We start from the raw sequence: 15,218 nt of genomic DNA, 5'->3' as shown, positions 1-15,218 counted from the left end.
GCCTTCATGCCGGCTTCGGCGTCCTTGGCCCGGTAGATCGCGCGCAGCGCCGGCACGACGGACTTGCGGTCCTTCCAGGACACGAACTCCAGGGAATGACGGATCAGGTGCACGATGCAGGTCTGGACGACAGTCTGGGGAAAGACGGCGTTGATCGCCTCGGGGAAGCCCTTGAGGCCGTCGACGACGGCGATCAGGACGTCGGCGACGCCACGGCTCTTCAACTCGTTCATGACGCGCAGCCAGAACTTGGCGCCCTCGGTCTGCTCGATCCAGATGCCGAGAATCTCCTTCGTGCCGTCCGGCAGGATGCCGAGCGCGATGTAGACGGCCTTGTTCCTGACGAAGCCCTCGTCCCTGATCTTGACCCGTATGGCATCGAAGAAGACGAGCGGATATACCGCGTCCAGCGGCCGGTTCTGCCACTCGGCCACTTCCTCCAGGACCGCATCGGTAACCGCCGAGATCAGGTCCGGCGACACGTCGATGCCGTAGAGCTCCTCCAGATGGCCGCGGATCTCGCGCACTGTCATGCCGCGCGCGTACATGGAGATGATCTTGTCATCGAAATCGGGAAAACGGCGCTGGTATTTGGCGATCAGCTTCGGATCGAAGGTCCCGGCCCGGTCGCGCGGGATCGACAGCGTCATCTTCGACGTGCCCGTCAGCACCGACTTCCGCGAATGGCCGTTGCGGCGATTGACGCTGCCGTCGGTGCGTTCGTCCTCAAGGTGCTCGTCGAGTTCAGCGTTCAGAATCCGTTCCGAAAGCGCCTTCTTCAGGTCGTCGAGCAATCCGTCCTTGGCAAACACCTCATTCGGATCGCGGCCGGCAAGCAGTTGGTCCAGAAGTTCCTTCTCAATAGCCATGCGATGATTCTCTCCTTTCCATCATCATGGCCTCGCGCACAGAATTCCCGACAGTCCCGTCGGCTCGTAGACGATCCGGGTGACCCCGGAGCCGATCCAGCGCATCAGCGCCTTGTGGCCCTTGGCCGTGTTGTCGAAGCGGCAGCTCTCGCCGCTTGGGAAGCGATAGGCGTCCAGCGCCTCTTTCGAGATGTCGACGCCAATGGTAATGTCTGTCATCTTTTGCCGTGCCTCTGCTTGTCATGCGCAGCTCAAACTGCGTGTATCCGTTCAGGCCTTCGGGAAAAGACGAGGGTGATCAAACTTTAGCTCGGCCCTCAAATGGCCAGCGCGTCGACGATCCATCCTTCGCCGCTGACGAGAGAGCTGCTACTCTCTCCCAGCGGTTCATTCTCGCCTCTTCGCAATGAATGTCATAAGACAAGCGAGACCGGTCGAACGCGACGCGCTTTAGGGCTGCGACTCAGGCCGAGCCGGACCGCTTATTCGCCGCACACCTTCACCAGCATCACGGGCGCCGCGCATGTAACCGCGTGGCGAGGCTCCCAGCATGCGCTTGAACATGGTGATGAACGCCGGCACGCTGTCATAGCCGAGATCGAGCGCCACCCTTGTGATCGGCTCACCGTCGGCCAGCCGTGGCAGCGCCGCGAACAGACAGGCCTGCTGGCGCCAAGTCGACAGCGACAATCCGGTCTGGCGATGAAAGGCGCGGGTGAAAGAGCGGCGGCTCATGCCGACGATAGCGGCCCATTCATCGATCGTCGCGTGCGGTGACGGTGCCGAGACGAAGCGCCGGCACAGCGCTGCCAGCCTTGCGTCGGACGGGAACGGCAGTCCGAGTGGCCGTTGCGGCAGGTTCGGGATTTCGTGCAGCAGGAGCTTCATGATCAGCCCGCCCCGCCCCTCCAGCTCGGCGCCCTGCGGCAGCTTTTCCGATTCCACGATCAGGCTGTGCATCAGGTCGGTGATGCCGACGACGCGCAACCCGTCCGGCAGGCCGGGAATGGCCTCCGGCATCACATAGACGGAGCGCATGCTGACGTCGCCCAGCATCTCAACCGAGTGTTCGGTGCCGGCTGGGATCCACATCGCGTGGTCGGGGGGCACCATCCAGCGCCCATGCCGCGTCGTCACCAGCACGACACCGACCAGCGCGTGCAGCAACTGGCTGCGGCTGTGATGGTGCCGCGGCACGTGATAGCCGTCCGGATATTCGGTCGGCAGCGCCACCGCCGGCCCGACGGCCTGCTCCAGCCATTGCCAGCGACGCTCATGCAACAGCCCAAGATCGGTATCGCCCGCTCTGAACATTTCCCTGCCATGCGGCATCAGCTATGGCCCACTTGCGAAACTATTGGACCAAACCACGAAAGAAGTCGCGTGACAAGCAACGTATAAGGCAGCCGGCCCATAAGACCGCCTGCGGGAGCGCCCGCCAAAAAGACCACGGAGCCTGCCTTGACCGATACCACAGCAACCGCCGACGCCAAGCCGGCAGCGGCCAGCCACATTTCAGCTCAGGCGACGGCCTTCACCGTCATCCTGGCGGTGAGCTTCTGCCATTGCATCAACGACATCATGCAGTCGCTGCTGTCGGCGATCTATCCGCTGCTGAAGGACAATTACGGTCTCGATTTCTGGCAGATCGGCCTTTTGACTTTCACCTTCCAGGTGACGGCATCCTTGCTGCAGCCGGTGATCGGCATGATTACCGACAAGCGGCCGATGCCGTATTCGCTGCCCTACGGCATGGCCTCTTCGTTGATCGGCCTGGTCGTGCTGGCCTATGCTGGACATTACTCGCTGCTCCTCATCGGCGCCTCGCTGATTGGCATTGGCTCGGCGATCTTCCACCCGGAATCCTCGCGCATCGCGCGCTTCGCCTCTGGTGGCAGGTTCGGCCTGGCACAGTCGCTGTTCCAGGTCGGCGGCAATTTCGGCCAGGCCATGGGGCCGCTGCTGGCAGCCTTCATCGTCGTGCCCTTCGGCCAGACCAGCATCGCCTGGTTCGCCGGCGGCTCGCTGATCGGCATCATCGTGCTGTGGCAGGTCGGCGGCTGGTACAGCCGCCTGCGTGCCGCGCAGAGCACCCGCAAGGCGGCAGGCTTCGTCTCGCCCTTCCCGCGCCGCAAGGTGATGGGAGCGCTGCTGGTGCTGACGCTGCTGGTACTGACCAAGAACGCCTATATTTCCAGCCTTGCCAGCTATTATACCTTCTATTCCATCCATAAATTCGGCGTTTCAGTCCAGATGTCGCAAGTCATGCTGTTCCTGTTCCTCGGCGCCTCGGCCCTGGGCATCCTGCTCGGCGGCCCGTTCGGCGACCGCTACGGGCAGAAGGCGATGATCTGGTTCTCGATCGTCGGCGTGCTGCCCTTCACCCTGGCCCTGCCCTATGCCAATTTCGAGTGGACGATGGTTCTCACCGTGCTGATTGGCCTGATCCTGTCCTCGGCCTTCTCGAACATCGTCGTCTTCGCGCAGGAACTCGTGCCCGGCCGGGTCGGCATGATCGCCGGCATCTTTTTCGGCTTCGCCTTCGGCATGGGCGGCATCGCGGCCGCCGTGCTTGGCGTCGTCGCCGACATGAAAGGCATCGATTTCGTCTTCCAGGTCTGCTCGTATTTGCCGCTACTCGGGCTGCTGACGGTTTTTCTGCCTAACATGAAGGAAGCGAGGAAGGTGACCACGGTCGGATGAAGCCCGGGTTCGGTTTCTAAGCGAATCCCCTCTTCCGACGCGCCCGTCCAGCCGCCGTGCCATCGCCCGCTGCGGTTATTTGGGCCAGGCCCGGCGACGCTGATTTGGCGGCCGTCAGCCGCTTTCGTAGTTCGTTCCCTCTACACCCAGGCCTGCAGCTGCCCACTCGGGCAAGCCGCCTTCGAACCGGCGCGAGGCCCAGCCTCGTGCCCTCAGGATTGCCAAAGCGTCGGCCGACAGAACGCACTGGACCCCACGACAATAGGCGACAACGACCTTCTCTCGTGGAAGCTCCGCAAGCCGCTGCTCCAGCTCATCAGCGGGAATGTTGATCGCACCCGGCAAATGCCCCGTCGCGAATTCGTTCTGCGGCCTGACATCGAGCAGCACGACTTCGTCGTTTCGCATGCGGCGCACGAGTTCCTCGCGCGAGATGTTTTCCAGCCTGTCCGGCTGGCTAATGCTGTCGTTGATAAACTCACGGATCTGCTCGCGTCTATGGTTTGCAAGGCTTCGCAGCGCCGCGAACACGTTTTCGATTGGGCCATCTGCAAGCCGGTACAGAACGCGTTTTCCGTCTCGCCGGGTCTGCACCAGGCCCGCTCGCTTGAGATGTTGAAGATGCTGCGACGTATTCGCCAATGCGATCCCCGAAAGCTGCGTCAGCTGCTCGACGGCCAGTTCGCCATCGGCAATGTGACGCAACAGAACCAGCCGGTGGGCATGCCCCAAGGTGCGGGCGAGATCCGCTACTTCGTCGAAGATCGGGTGGTGAACGTCCGTCCTTTTCATATGACTTGGCTAGCATTAATCAATCAATCAATCAATATGTTGAATGATTGATTCTAATTGGTTAATGTCTGACGGGTGAAACAGGAGAGCAAAAATGTTGGAGTTCGTTGTCCGTGCGGCCGTCATTGGTATCGGCGCGACAGCCCTGATGGACCTTTGGGGATGGTTTCTGAAGCGAATGCTCGCGATTCCATCGCTTGATTACGCCTGGGTCGGCCGCTGGATCGGACACTTTCCGCGTGGCCGTTTCGCGCACGCGAATATCGCGCAAGCTGCTCGCGTTCGCGGCGAAACCGCCATTGGATGGAGCGCACATTACGCGACCGGCATCGTATTTGCCGCGGCGCTGATTGGAGTGTGGAGCCTCGACTGGGCACGGCACCCGACAGTGCTTCCGGCCCTGTTGGTCGGCGTCTGCACCATCGTCGCCCCGTTCTTCGTGATGCAACCGGCTTTTGGGATCGGCATCGCGGCTTCGAAAGTTCCCAATCCGCGCACTGCGCGCCTGCGCAGCCTTATGACCCATCTGTCCTTTGGCGTCGGACTGTACATTGCAGCATTGCTTTCGGCACTGCCGTTTCCGGCCTGACATTGATGGGACACGGTCCGTCCCTGGGCACCTTCCGCCCCGCTTGCACCTCGCGCCGCCTTCCGCTATAGAGCCGCCACCCGCGTAGACACCCTTGGAGGCAACGCGGCGGAAGGCCGCCTTCCCGCATGATCCCGAAAAGTGGATTCCGGTTTTCGGACCAGGTCATGCGTTAGCTATGTCGGCTTTCGACGTTTACGGCCCCGGCACGTTGCCGGCCGCGAACGCTCCAGAACAACGCGAAAGGAAATGCCATGAGCCACGATACTTACGAGCTCAAGGCCGAAGCGCGCGAACAGGTCGGTAAGGGGTCCGCCCGTGCAGTTCGCCGCAACGGTAAAGTGCCTGCAGTGATTTACGGCGACAAGCAGCCTCCCCTGGCGATTGCGCTGACCTATAAGGACATCTACTACAAGATCCATGGCGGCGGGTTTCTGACCACGGTCGCCACGATCGATGTCGACGGCAACAAGATCCAGGTTCTGCCCAAGGACTTCCAGCTCGACCCGGTCAAGGATTTCCCGGTCCATGTCGATTTCCTGCGCATCGGCAAGGACACCGAAGTCAATGTCGACGTGCCCGTGCACTTCATCAATGAAGACAAGTCGCCCGGCATCAAGCGCGGCGGCGTGCTCAACATCGTGCGCCACGAGGTCGAATTCCACTGCCCGGCCAATGCGATCCCGGATTTCATCACCATCGATCTCACCGGCACCGATATTGGCGATTCGATCCACATTTCGGCCGTCACCTTGCCGGCCGGCGTCAAGCCGGTGATCTCCGACCGTGACTTCACCATCGCGACCATTGCCGGCTCCTCGGCGATGAAGCCGGAGGCCGTAGAAGAGACGACTGAAGCGGCTGCGCCCGAAGCGGCTCCTGCCGCCGAAGAGAAGTAACCCCTTCCCGCCCGGAGGCGACGATGCTTGTCTTTGCAGGCCTCGGCAATCCGGGCGCGAAATACGCCAACAACCGGCACAATGTCGGCTTCATGGCGGCGGACGCGATCGCCCGCCGCCATTCCTTTTCGCCCTGGTCGAAGAAATTCCAGGGGCTGATCGCCGAAGGCACGCTTGCCGGCGACAAGGTGATCCTGATCAAGCCGCAGACCTTCATGAACCTGTCCGGCCAATCGGTCGGCGAAGCCTTGCGCTTCTATAAGCTCGGCCCTTCGGCGCTGACTGTCTTTTATGACGAGATCGACCTTGCCGCCGGCAAGGTGCGGGTCAAGGTCGGTGGCGGCTCCGGCGGCCACAACGGTATCCGCTCGCTCGACCAGCACGTCGGCAAGGATTTTCGCCGTGTGCGCATCGGCGTCGGCCACCCCGGCGTCAAGGAAATGGTGCATGGCCATGTGCTCGGCGATTTCGCCAAGGCCGACCGCGAATGGCTGGACGTGCTGCTCGACGCAATCGCCGATGGTGCCGGATTGCTTGCCAAGGGCGACGACAATTCGTTCATGAATCGCGTGACGCTGGCGCTGCGCGACAAGCTCACGCCGACGGACGACGACGACCGCCCGCCACCCAAGGCGCCAAAGGCACAAAGCCACGTCCGTCAGGCACGGCCGCAGCAACCGGCGGCCAAGCTGCCCAAAACCGGCCCGATGGCGGCGATGCTGAAGAAGCTTTTTGGCGGCAAGGACTGAGCCATGAATATGGATGACGTCCAGCAATTGGTTCGCCGCGTAAGGCAGAAGTATGTTGATTATTTCGTCGCCGCTGCCGGCGAACTTGCTCGCAACGGCCAAGGATCGCATGCGACCGAGGTCAAGTTTTCGAACGTCGATTCCTTCTATCGAAATCTCATCGCGGTTGATTTCGTCGGCAATGACGGACAGCCAAATCCGCAGTTCATCAATAGCGATACCTATGTGAAATTCTCTCCGGATATTCATGCCGGGATCGGTGGAATGGATGTCCTCATCTCACCGTTCAAGTGGGACGAGGTTCATTTCAAATTCCCCGTAAATGAGCTTGACGGCGATCTCTTCGACGAATGGTTTCGCGGCTGGTTCGATATCGATGGCGAGCGTGAAACATCGGAGACCGTAGGAAGCATCATTCACAGTGCGCAATTGCTCGAGGGGCAACTGACGATCGATTTCGGAACCGCGGATGTCGACGCGTTCTGGCATCTTCTGCAAATACTGAGCAGGTCCGGCGTTCACGCGTTGGCGATAGGCACCGATGACATCGCGCAGCGTCTGAATTGAATTGCGCCTTGACGATCGTCGGCGCTTTCGCCCATAGCCCTGATCAAATTTCGATTTCCCGATAGGACCAGACAAAAATGGGTTTCAAATGCGGCATCGTTGGCTTGCCCAATGTCGGCAAGTCGACGCTCTTCAATGCGTTGACCAGGACGGCGGCGGCACAGGCCGCCAATTATCCGTTCTGCACCATCGAGCCGAACACCGGCGAGGTGGCGGTGCCCGACCCGCGCCTGCAGAAGATCGCCGCGATCGGCAAGTCGAAGGAGATCATCCCGACGCGCATCTCGTTCGTCGACATTGCCGGCCTGGTGCGCGGCGCCTCGAAGGGTGAAGGGCTGGGCAACCAGTTCCTCGCCAACATCCGCGAGGTCGACGCCATCGTCCATGTGCTGCGCTGTTTCGAGGATGACGACATCACCCATGTCGAGGGCCGCATCGATCCTGTCGCCGATGCCGAGACCGTCGAAACCGAATTGATGCTTGCCGACCTCGACAGCCTCGAGCGCCGCATCGTGCAGATCCGCAAGCGTGCCGCCGGCAAGGACAAGGAGGCAGCGACCGTACTTCCCATGATGGAAGCGGCGCTTGAACTACTGCAGGCCGGCAAGCCCGCCCGCATCCTGCTCAACGGCATCTCGGCTGAGGATCTGCGCATCCTGCAGGGACTGAACCTTTTGACGTCGCACCCGGTGCTTTACGTGTGCAACGTCGCCGAAGCCGATGCCGCCATCGGCAACGCCCATACCAGGGCGGTCGAGCAGATGGCGGCCGCGCAAGGTGCCCGCACCGTTGTGATTTCGGCGGCGATCGAGGCCGAGGTCGCCCAGCTCTCGGACGAAGAGGAAATGGAATTCCTGGCAACGCTCGGCCTGGACGAACCCGGCTTGAACAAGGTCATCCGCGCCGGCTACGAGCTGCTGCAGCTCATCACCTACTTTACCGTCGGGCCGAAGGAGACACGCGCCTGGACCGTGAACAAGGGCGCCAGGGCGCCGCAGGCGGCAGGCGTTATCCACACCGATTTCGAGCGCGGCTTCATCCGCGCCCAGACCATCGCCTATGACGACTTCGTCAGGCTGGGCGGCGAAGTGGCGGCTAAGGATGCTGGCAAGGCGCGCGACGAAGGCAAGGAGTATGTCGTCCAGGACGGCGACATCATGCTGTTCAAGTTCAACACCTGACCAGGCGAGGGAGCCCAGCGGCCACCATTGCCGCCGCTCGATGCCAAACTTCAAAGCAGGGGTCGCAGTGCCTCTTGCGCTGCTTGACGGGCCGTCGTGCGGGGTCTAAGGGGCCTTTGCACCGGCCTCGCGCCTCACCTGCCCGTGTCCGTGCGATCTGACTGACGCGCCCCTCCAACGAACGCTCTTTGGCAACAGCAAGGGAGACCCGGCGATGATCAAGGCCTTCGTCGTCGACAATGATCGCCTGCGCCTGGTCGACGATCTCCTGCAGAACAGCGACACTGTGGTCTGGGTCGACCTCTTCAACCCGACAAAGGAAGAAGAGACGACAATTGAGACCTGGCTCGGCATCGCCGTTCCGACCCGCGAAGAGATGGAAGAGATCGAGATCTCGAGCCGTCTCTACGTCGAGGACGGCGCCTACTTCATGACCGCCATTCTGCCTGCGCAGACCGAGGTGGACGATCCGTTGATGTCGCCGGTTACCTTCGTGCTCGCCGGCAGCAGGCTGATCACCGTGCGGTACCACGAACCGAAGGCGTTTAAGACCTTTCCGCAGCGCGCCGAGAAGGTGGCGACCGGTTGCACCAGCGGCGACACCATCCTGATCGGACTACTGGAGGCGATCGTCGACCGCCTCGCCGACATTCTGGAGCGCGCCGGCCGCGACGTCGAGGCGATCTCGCGCGACATCTTCGAGGCACGCTCGACCAAGGTTTCCAAGCGCAACCGCGACTTCCAGGAGCTGTTGAAAGGCATTGGCCGCAAGGAGGATCTCGCCTCCTCGGTCCGCGACAGCCTGATCTCGCTGCAGCGCCTTGCCGGCTTCCTCGCCCATGCCTCCACGCAGACCAGGATGAGCAAGGATACCCGCGCCCGCATCAAGACCTTGTCGCGCGATGTGCTGTCGCTCGCCGACCACGCCACGTTCCTGTCGCAGAAGATCAGCTTCCTGCTCGACGCGACGCTCGGCATGATCTCGATCGAGCAGAACGCCATCATCAAGATCTTCTCCGTCGCCGCTGTCATCTTCCTGCCGCCGACGCTTGTCGCTTCAATCTACGGCATGAATTTCGACATCATCCCCGAGCTCAAATGGCACTTTGGTTATCCCTTCGCCATCGGCATGATGGTGCTTTCGGCAATCCTGCCCTTCTGGTATTTCCGCCGCCGCGGCTGGCTGTAGGGTCATCAATACCTCCGCTGCGGCTTGGGCGCCGCAGGCTGGCGCACTAGAAATTGCTTGACCAAATGCCGCGCTGCCTGCATCCGGGACCCCGACCCGCAGCGATCGTACAATCCTGAACAGGATTTCCAGACCATGACCGCAAAGACCTGGGCTTATGAGGATTTTGTCGAGGGCGCTTCGCTCGACCTCGGCACCAAGCTGGTAAGCGCCGCCGAAATCATAGAATTCGCCGGCGAGTTCGATGCCCAGGCGATGCATCTCGACGAGGCTGCGGGTAAGGCCAGCATCCTCGGCGGGCTGGCGGCTTCGGGTTGGCACACCTGCGCCATGTTCATGCGCATGCTGTGCGATGCCTTCCTGCTCGACTCGACCTCCCAGGGCGCGCCAGGCGTCGACCAGGTCAAATGGAAACGGCCGGTCCTGGCCGGCGACCTGTTGAGCGGCAGCACCACCGTCCTTGCCAAGCGCCTGTCTAGATCGAAGCCCCGGCTTGGCCTGGTGACCATGCGCAGCGAGTTGTTCAACCAGCGCGGCGAAGGTGTTTTCGAGCTCGAAAACACCGTCATGTTCCTCACCCGCGAGGGCAGTGCGTGAGCCTCGACGAATTCTTCTGCATCGGTATCACCGTCACGCTCGGTTCGCATCGATTCGAACCGGAGGCGATCAAGGCGTTCGCCCGCAAATACGATCCGCAAGTTTTCCACATCGATGAAGAGGCGGCGAGGAACAGCATATTCGGCGGGCTCTGTGCCTCGGGCTGGCACACCGCCGCCACCTGGATGAAATTGAACCTCCAGGCTGGCATAGAGGCAGAGGTCGCCCGCTGGCCCGGCCCCGGGCCGGTGCCGGAATTCGGCCCCTCGCCCGGCTTCAAGAACCTCAAATGGCCCAAACCTGTCTATGCCGGGGAAACCGTGACTTTCACCCGCACGGCGCTGGCCCACCGCCCCATTTCCTCGCGACCGGGCTGGCGGCTGCTGACGCTCCGCTCAGAGGCCTTCGATTCGACGGGCGACAAAGTCATCGAATTCGAAAGTGCCGTGCTGGTGAAGGTGGGGTGAGCGGAATTCTTCCCTTCTGCCACGGGGGAGAAGGAAGAAACGCTCAATGCCCCTCAAACCCGATCAGCGTCCTCACCGGCACGCCGAGCCCCTCTAACCTCTCGCGGCCGCCAAGGTCCGGCAGGTCGATGACGAAGCAGGCGGCGAGAATGTCGGCGCCGATCTGCCGCAATAGCTTGACGGCCGCCTCCGCCGTGCCGCCGGTGGCGATCAAATCGTCGACGAGGATTACCTTCTCGCCCGGAGAAACACCGTCCTTGTGCATCTCCATCTCGTCCAGCCCGTATTCCAGGCTGTAGGCGACGCGCACCGTCTCGTAAGGCAACTTGCCCTTCTTGCGGATCGGCACGAAGCCGGCTGAGAGCTGGTGGGCGATGGCGCCGCCGAGGATGAAGCCGCGCGCCTCGATGCCGGCGATCTTGTCGATCTTCAGGCCGGCATAGGGGTGCACCAGTTCGTCGATCGCGCGGCGGAAGGCCCGCGCATTGCCGAGCAGCGTGGTGATGTCGCGAAACAGGATGCCCGGCTTGGGATAATCCGGAATGGTGCGGATCGCGGCAAGCAGCGTCTCTTCGAGCGAGGACTTCATCAAGCGGCTCTCCGGGCCATTCAGATTCGGCTAAAGACGTGAAAGGAATTGGCCAATCGTAACCCGGTGCAGCCAAGTCCGGCTACCGCCATGTGACGCCTGACGGAAAATTGTCCGGCAAAGGGCCTTGTTCAGCGCCGGCTGCGATGAATCGACATGCCTGCAATGAAAAGGGCGCCTTTCGACGCCCTCGCATTCTCTTATATCGTAGGGCTCAGTGCGCCACGCCGGCCCACACCTTGCGCTTGGTCAGGTAGACCAGTGCGCCGAACAGCAGCAGGAAGACCAGTACGCGAAAGCCGGTCTTCTTGCGGTCCTCGAGGTGCGGTTCTGCCGCCCACATCAGGAAGGCCGACACGTCGCGAGAATACTGGTCGACCGTCTGCGGCGCCCCGTCATCATAGGTAACCTGGCCGTCGGAGAGCGGCTTCGGCATCTTCAGCGACACGCCGGACAGGAAGTACGGATTGTAGTGCGTGCCTTCTGGTATGACCATGCCCGCCGGCGGCTGTTGGTCGTACCCGGTCAGCAGCGAGTGGATGTAGTCGGGGCCGCCCTGGGCATATTGCGTAAAGATGTCGAACACGAAGCGCGGGAAGCCGCGCTCGACGCCGCGCGCCTTGGCCAGCAGCGACATGTCGGGCGGTGCTGCACCGCCATTGGCCGCCGCCGCCGCTTCCTCGTTGGGGAACGGCGGCGGAAAATGGTCGGACGGCTTGCCGGGACGATCGAACATGTCGCCGGCATCGTTCGGGCCGTCATGGATCGTATATTCGGCCGCCAGCGTCTTGATCTGCGCATCCGAATAGCCAAGGCCTTCCAGCGTACGGAACGCCACCAAATTCATCGAATGGCAGGCCGAGCAGACTTCCTTGTAGACCTTGAGCCCGCGCTGCAGCTGGGCCTTGTCGTAGGTGCCGAATGGCCCGGCGAAGCTCCAGTCCATTTCCTTCGGTTCGTCAATCGGGAAATGCGTCGGCGCCGCCTCATTGTGCGCCTCTTCCTGGGCGCTCGCTCCAGTGCCTGTGGCCCCAATGCCCGCGGCCACAAGGCCAAGCAGCGCCAACGAGGCGAGAATCTTCTTCATGCCATATCCCCTTGAGATTCTCTGACGCGCGGTCATCGTCCCGAGCATGATCTTGTCCGAAAACCGGTTTCCACTTTTCGGGATCATGTCAGCCTTTGGTTTCCGGCGCGGCCGTGGCGCCGGCAGGATGTCCACCGCCACCCTTGTTCTTCTCGAGCACCGCCTCGGTGATCGAATTCGGCAGCCGCCGCGGCGTCTCGATCAGTCCAAGCACCGGCAGCGCTACCAGGAAGAAGGCGAAGTAGAACAGCGTCGCCATCTGCGCCATGAACACATAGCTGCCCTCGGCCGGCTGCGAGCCCAGCCAGCCGAGCAGGATGGCGTCGGCCATGAACAGCCAGAAGAACAGCTTGTACCAGGGCCGGTAGACAGCCGAGCGCACCTTCGAGGTGTCGAGCCACGGCACCAGGAACAGCATTACAATCGCGCCGAACATGCAGAGCACGCCGCCGAGTTTGGAGTTGATGGGCCCGATATTGAAGGTGATGGCGCGCAGGATCGCGTAGAACGGCAGGAAGTACCATTCCGGCACGATGTGGGCCGGCGTCTTCAGCGGGTTGGCCACGGTGTAATTGTCCGGATGGCCGAGATAGTTCGGCAGGTAGAAGACGAAATAGGCGAAGAAGAACAGGAACACGATCATGCCGAACCCGTCCTTGATGGTCGCGTAAGGCGTGAAGGCGAGCGTGTCGGTCTTCGATTTGACCTCGATGCCGGTCGGATTGTTCTGGCCAACGACATGAAGCGCCCAGATATGCAGCACGACGACGCCGGCGATCATGAACGGCAGCAGGTAATGCAGCGCAAAGAAGCGGTTCAGCGTCGGATTGTCGACCGCGAAGCCGCCAAGGAGAAGCTGCTGGATCCAGTCGCCAACCAGCGGTATGGCGGTGAAGAAGCCGGTGATGACGGTGGCGCCCCAGAAGCTCATCTGGCCCCAGGGCAGCACATAGCCCATGAACCCGGTCGCCATCATCAGCAGGTAGATGATGCAGCCGAGGATCCACAGCAGCTCGCGCGGCGCCTTGTAGGAGCCGTAGTAGAGGCCACGGAAAATATGGATGTAGACGGCGACGAAGAAGAACGACGCGCCGTTCGAATGCAGGTAGCGCAGCAGCCAGCCCGAATTCACGTCGCGCATGATCTTCTCGACCGAATCGAAGGCGAGAGTGCTGTCGGCCGCGTAGTGCATGGCCAGCACGATACCCGTCAGGATCTGCGCCGCCAGCATGAGCGCGAGGATGCCGCCGAAGGTCCAGGCATAATTCAAATTGCGCGGCACCGGATAGGCGATGAAGCTGTCATAGACCAGCCGCGGCAGGGGCATGCGCGAATCGAACCAGCGTCCGATGCCGGTCTTGGGCGTATAGGTCGAGTGTCCCTCGCTCATCGAAATATCCCTTGCCTCAGCCGATACGGATCTTGGTGTCGGAAATAAACTGGAACACCGGTACCGCCATGTTCTCGGGTGCCGGCCCCTTCCGGATGCGGCCAGCGGTGTCGTATACGGAACCGTGGCACGGGCAGAACCAGCCGCCGAAATCGCCTTCCTGGCCGAGCGGGATGCAGCCGAGATGGGTGCAGACCTGGACCATCACCATCCACGCTTCCTTGCCCGGCGTGGTGCGGTTGGCGTCGGTCGCCGGCGCGTCGGCCGGCAAATTGGCGTTGCGGGCAATTGGATCCTTGAGCTCGGCGAGATTGACCGCCTCGCCGTCCTTCATCTCTTGCTCAGTGCGGTTGCGCACGACCACCGGCTTGCCCCGCCACTTCACAACGAGCGACATTCCTGGCGTCAGCGAAGAGACGTCGACCTCAACCGAGGCAAGGGCCAGCGTCGAGGCATCCGGACGCATCTGATCGATGAACGGCCAAGCGACGGCGCCCGCGCCGACCACCGCGGCCATGCCGGTGGCGACGTAGAGAAAATCACGACGGTTGGGATCCTGGGTGTCGGTTGCGCTCACGGGTGCCTGATCCTTTCGCCTCTTCCATGCCGGCGGCCGAGCCTTGTTCCCGCTCAATCGCGCCGGCCCGACAGCGCATGGCGAACAGGCTAGCGAATTCCTCCGGCATTTGGGACTTGGGTTTATGCGTGAAGCCTGTTTTTGTCCAGACGGGTGAAGGCACAAGGGCAGATTGTCGCGGGGACGTAATTTGCCCGATGGAATGATTGGAAAATCGCAGGAAAACCAAACGACTGCGTTCGCCTCGATAGCGGGCGCTGGCGCGGTTTATCCTCGCCCTATGGCGCATGTTATAGACCGCGACAAATGGGCCGAAGCGCCCGACCACTGGCAGGGCGAGTTGCAGTGCGGCGCCTACGGCTCCAACAGCTGCCTGATCTTCAACTACCTGCCTGAGATCGGCGGCGGCCCCAGGCTGCACAGCCATCCCTATTGCGAGATTTTTATCATCCGGACCGGGACCGGCCTGTTCACCGTCGGCGACCGGCAGATCGAGGCCACATCCGGCCAGATCCTGATCGTACCGCCGGACACGCCACACAAATTCACCAATCTCGGGCCAGGCCCGCTGGAAACCACCGACATACACGAGAACGGCAGCTTCATCACCGAGTGGCTGGAATAACGCCTCCCAAACCGATTCCGGTTCGGATCATACGCTGGCGCCGAGCCTGGCCAGCACGGCCTTGGGAATATTGTATTCCCGGATCACCGCGTCGTGCTTGCGCAGGCCGCAGAGTTCGCGCTGGATGAAATAGCCGTGCACCGCTTCGGCTGCGTCCTTGAGCAGCTGGGCTCGATCGTCGCTGTCGCCATTCTCGCGCAGCCTCGTCAGTGTTTCCTCGACGCGCCGGCCGGCGCGGCCGAGCGCTGCCGCCTTTTCGCCGAGGATTTCGTGGCCAAGCAGATCCAACGCGCTCTCCTGCGCGCCGGACCGTCCGAAATTCGATGGCATTCTCACCGCCATGGCTCA

Annotated in this window: 19 protein-coding genes; 10 read left to right on the top strand and 9 right to left on the bottom strand. The window is 62.0% G+C overall.

From position 1 onward, the window contains the following. From NKH63_RS25010 to NKH63_RS25000, 3 genes are all read right to left on the bottom strand, one after another. A partial coding sequence (locus tag NKH63_RS25010) for an IS256 family transposase (protein ID WP_352596375.1) occupies window positions 1-869 on the bottom strand: 869 nt, incomplete at its 3' end. Window positions 870-893: 24 nt separating this feature from the next. Further along, window positions 894-1,088, bottom strand: coding sequence for a hypothetical protein (locus tag NKH63_RS25005; RefSeq protein ID WP_352482092.1), 195 nt, complete (start codon window positions 1,086-1,088; stop codon window positions 894-896). 231 nt (window positions 1,089-1,319) lie between these two features. Next, window positions 1,320-2,201, bottom strand: a complete 882-nt coding sequence (locus NKH63_RS25000; RefSeq protein ID WP_023719192.1) for an AraC family transcriptional regulator — start codon at window positions 2,199-2,201, stop codon at window positions 1,320-1,322. 129 nt (window positions 2,202-2,330) lie between these two features. Here NKH63_RS25000 and NKH63_RS24995 point away from each other — a divergent pair, with 129 nt between their 5' ends. Beyond that, complete coding sequence (locus tag NKH63_RS24995; RefSeq protein ID WP_352482090.1) at window positions 2,331-3,572, top strand: MFS transporter; 1,242 nt, start codon at window positions 2,331-2,333, stop codon at window positions 3,570-3,572. A gap of 114 nt (window positions 3,573-3,686) precedes the next feature. On the opposite strand, the gene NKH63_RS24990 is transcribed toward NKH63_RS24995, so the two are convergent. After that, complete coding sequence (locus NKH63_RS24990) at window positions 3,687-4,364, bottom strand: ArsR/SmtB family transcription factor (protein ID WP_023719194.1); 678 nt, start codon at window positions 4,362-4,364, stop codon at window positions 3,687-3,689. Window positions 4,365-4,458: 94 nt separating this feature from the next. Here NKH63_RS24990 and NKH63_RS24985 point away from each other — a divergent pair, with 94 nt between their 5' ends. The 8 genes from NKH63_RS24985 to NKH63_RS24950 all read left to right on the top strand — a co-directional run bounded on the left by NKH63_RS24985 (window position 4,459) and on the right by NKH63_RS24950 (window position 10,602). Continuing rightward, complete coding sequence (locus tag NKH63_RS24985; RefSeq protein ID WP_023719195.1) at window positions 4,459-4,953, top strand: DUF2938 domain-containing protein; 495 nt, start codon at window positions 4,459-4,461, stop codon at window positions 4,951-4,953. Between the two features lie 254 nt (window positions 4,954-5,207). Continuing rightward, complete coding sequence (locus tag NKH63_RS24980) at window positions 5,208-5,852, top strand: 50S ribosomal protein L25/general stress protein Ctc (RefSeq protein WP_023719196.1); 645 nt, start codon at window positions 5,208-5,210, stop codon at window positions 5,850-5,852. 23 nt (window positions 5,853-5,875) lie between these two features. Then, on the top strand, window positions 5,876-6,601 hold the full coding sequence (gene pth, locus NKH63_RS24975) for an aminoacyl-tRNA hydrolase (protein WP_023719197.1): 726 nt from the start codon (window positions 5,876-5,878) through the stop codon (window positions 6,599-6,601). A 3-nt stretch (window positions 6,602-6,604) separates the two neighbouring features. Beyond that, on the top strand, window positions 6,605-7,168 hold the full coding sequence (locus NKH63_RS24970; RefSeq protein WP_352482088.1) for a hypothetical protein: 564 nt from the start codon (window positions 6,605-6,607) through the stop codon (window positions 7,166-7,168). A 77-nt stretch (window positions 7,169-7,245) separates the two neighbouring features. Further along, window positions 7,246-8,349 (top strand): redox-regulated ATPase YchF, encoded by a 1,104-nt coding sequence (gene ychF / locus NKH63_RS24965; RefSeq protein WP_352919012.1) that lies wholly within the window; start codon window positions 7,246-7,248, stop codon window positions 8,347-8,349. A 214-nt stretch (window positions 8,350-8,563) separates the two neighbouring features. After that, window positions 8,564-9,538: a magnesium/cobalt transporter CorA gene (gene corA, locus NKH63_RS24960; protein ID WP_023719200.1), complete on the top strand. Its 975-nt coding sequence runs from the start codon at window positions 8,564-8,566 to the stop codon at window positions 9,536-9,538. 135 nt (window positions 9,539-9,673) lie between these two features. Then, window positions 9,674-10,135: a MaoC family dehydratase gene (locus tag NKH63_RS24955; RefSeq protein ID WP_352482086.1), complete on the top strand. Its 462-nt coding sequence runs from the start codon at window positions 9,674-9,676 to the stop codon at window positions 10,133-10,135. Then, on the top strand, window positions 10,132-10,602 hold the full coding sequence (locus NKH63_RS24950; RefSeq protein WP_352482085.1) for a MaoC family dehydratase: 471 nt from the start codon (window positions 10,132-10,134) through the stop codon (window positions 10,600-10,602). The genes NKH63_RS24955 and NKH63_RS24950 overlap by 4 nt, the downstream gene beginning before the upstream one ends. Before the next feature lie 43 nt (window positions 10,603-10,645). Here the strand turns inward: NKH63_RS24950 and NKH63_RS24945 are convergent, their stop codons facing one another. From NKH63_RS24945 to petA, 4 genes are all read right to left on the bottom strand, one after another. Then, entirely contained in the window at window positions 10,646-11,191 is a 546-nt protein-coding gene (locus NKH63_RS24945) for an adenine phosphoribosyltransferase (RefSeq protein WP_023719203.1), read from the bottom strand. Between the two features lie 214 nt (window positions 11,192-11,405). Further along, on the bottom strand, window positions 11,406-12,278 hold the full coding sequence (locus NKH63_RS24940) for a cytochrome c1 (RefSeq protein WP_023719204.1): 873 nt from the start codon (window positions 12,276-12,278) through the stop codon (window positions 11,406-11,408). Window positions 12,279-12,366: 88 nt separating this feature from the next. Continuing rightward, window positions 12,367-13,668: a cytochrome b gene (locus NKH63_RS24935; protein WP_352482084.1), complete on the bottom strand. Its 1,302-nt coding sequence runs from the start codon at window positions 13,666-13,668 to the stop codon at window positions 12,367-12,369. A gap of 16 nt (window positions 13,669-13,684) precedes the next feature. Continuing rightward, entirely contained in the window at window positions 13,685-14,245 is a 561-nt protein-coding gene (gene petA, locus NKH63_RS24930; protein WP_023719206.1) for a ubiquinol-cytochrome c reductase iron-sulfur subunit, read from the bottom strand. A gap of 280 nt (window positions 14,246-14,525) precedes the next feature. Between petA and NKH63_RS24925 the strand changes: the two genes are divergently transcribed. Then, window positions 14,526-14,870: a cupin domain-containing protein gene (locus NKH63_RS24925; RefSeq protein ID WP_023719207.1), complete on the top strand. Its 345-nt coding sequence runs from the start codon at window positions 14,526-14,528 to the stop codon at window positions 14,868-14,870. Window positions 14,871-14,897: 27 nt separating this feature from the next. On the opposite strand, the gene NKH63_RS24920 is transcribed toward NKH63_RS24925, so the two are convergent. Continuing rightward, complete coding sequence (locus tag NKH63_RS24920; RefSeq protein WP_023719208.1) at window positions 14,898-15,212, bottom strand: DUF6665 family protein; 315 nt, start codon at window positions 15,210-15,212, stop codon at window positions 14,898-14,900. Between the last annotated feature and the right edge of the window lie 6 nt (window positions 15,213-15,218).

This window comes from Mesorhizobium sp. M0960 (genome assembly GCF_040319055.1).
In the GTDB taxonomy this organism is placed as follows: Bacteria; Pseudomonadota; Alphaproteobacteria; order Rhizobiales; family Rhizobiaceae; genus Mesorhizobium.
This window is presented reverse-complemented; position numbering and strand designations above follow the sequence as displayed.

Excerpts from the sequence above, each read along its gene's own strand:
- NKH63_RS25005 (WP_352482092.1), bottom strand. The coding sequence starts at position 1,088 with ATGACAGACATTACCATTGGCGTCGACATCTCGAAAGAGGCGCTGGAC.
- NKH63_RS25000 (WP_023719192.1), bottom strand. The coding sequence starts at position 2,201 with ATGCCGCATGGCAGGGAAATGTTCAGAGCGGGCGATACCGATCTTGGG.
- NKH63_RS24990 (WP_023719194.1), bottom strand. The coding sequence starts at position 4,364 with ATGAAAAGGACGGACGTTCACCACCCGATCTTCGACGAAGTAGCGGAT.
- NKH63_RS24985 (WP_023719195.1), top strand. The coding sequence starts at position 4,459 with ATGTTGGAGTTCGTTGTCCGTGCGGCCGTCATTGGTATCGGCGCGACA.
- NKH63_RS24980 (WP_023719196.1), top strand. The coding sequence starts at position 5,208 with ATGAGCCACGATACTTACGAGCTCAAGGCCGAAGCGCGCGAACAGGTC.
- pth (WP_023719197.1), top strand. The coding sequence starts at position 5,876 with ATGCTTGTCTTTGCAGGCCTCGGCAATCCGGGCGCGAAATACGCCAAC.
- NKH63_RS24970 (WP_352482088.1), top strand. The coding sequence starts at position 6,605 with ATGAATATGGATGACGTCCAGCAATTGGTTCGCCGCGTAAGGCAGAAG.
- ychF (WP_352919012.1), top strand. The coding sequence starts at position 7,246 with ATGGGTTTCAAATGCGGCATCGTTGGCTTGCCCAATGTCGGCAAGTCG.
- corA (WP_023719200.1), top strand. The coding sequence starts at position 8,564 with ATGATCAAGGCCTTCGTCGTCGACAATGATCGCCTGCGCCTGGTCGAC.
- NKH63_RS24955 (WP_352482086.1), top strand. The coding sequence starts at position 9,674 with ATGACCGCAAAGACCTGGGCTTATGAGGATTTTGTCGAGGGCGCTTCG.
- NKH63_RS24945 (WP_023719203.1), bottom strand. The coding sequence starts at position 11,191 with ATGAAGTCCTCGCTCGAAGAGACGCTGCTTGCCGCGATCCGCACCATT.
- NKH63_RS24940 (WP_023719204.1), bottom strand. The coding sequence starts at position 12,278 with ATGAAGAAGATTCTCGCCTCGTTGGCGCTGCTTGGCCTTGTGGCCGCG.
- NKH63_RS24935 (WP_352482084.1), bottom strand. The coding sequence starts at position 13,668 with ATGAGCGAGGGACACTCGACCTATACGCCCAAGACCGGCATCGGACGC.
- NKH63_RS24925 (WP_023719207.1), top strand. The coding sequence starts at position 14,526 with ATGGCGCATGTTATAGACCGCGACAAATGGGCCGAAGCGCCCGACCAC.
- NKH63_RS24920 (WP_023719208.1), bottom strand. The coding sequence starts at position 15,212 with ATGGCGGTGAGAATGCCATCGAATTTCGGACGGTCCGGCGCGCAGGAG.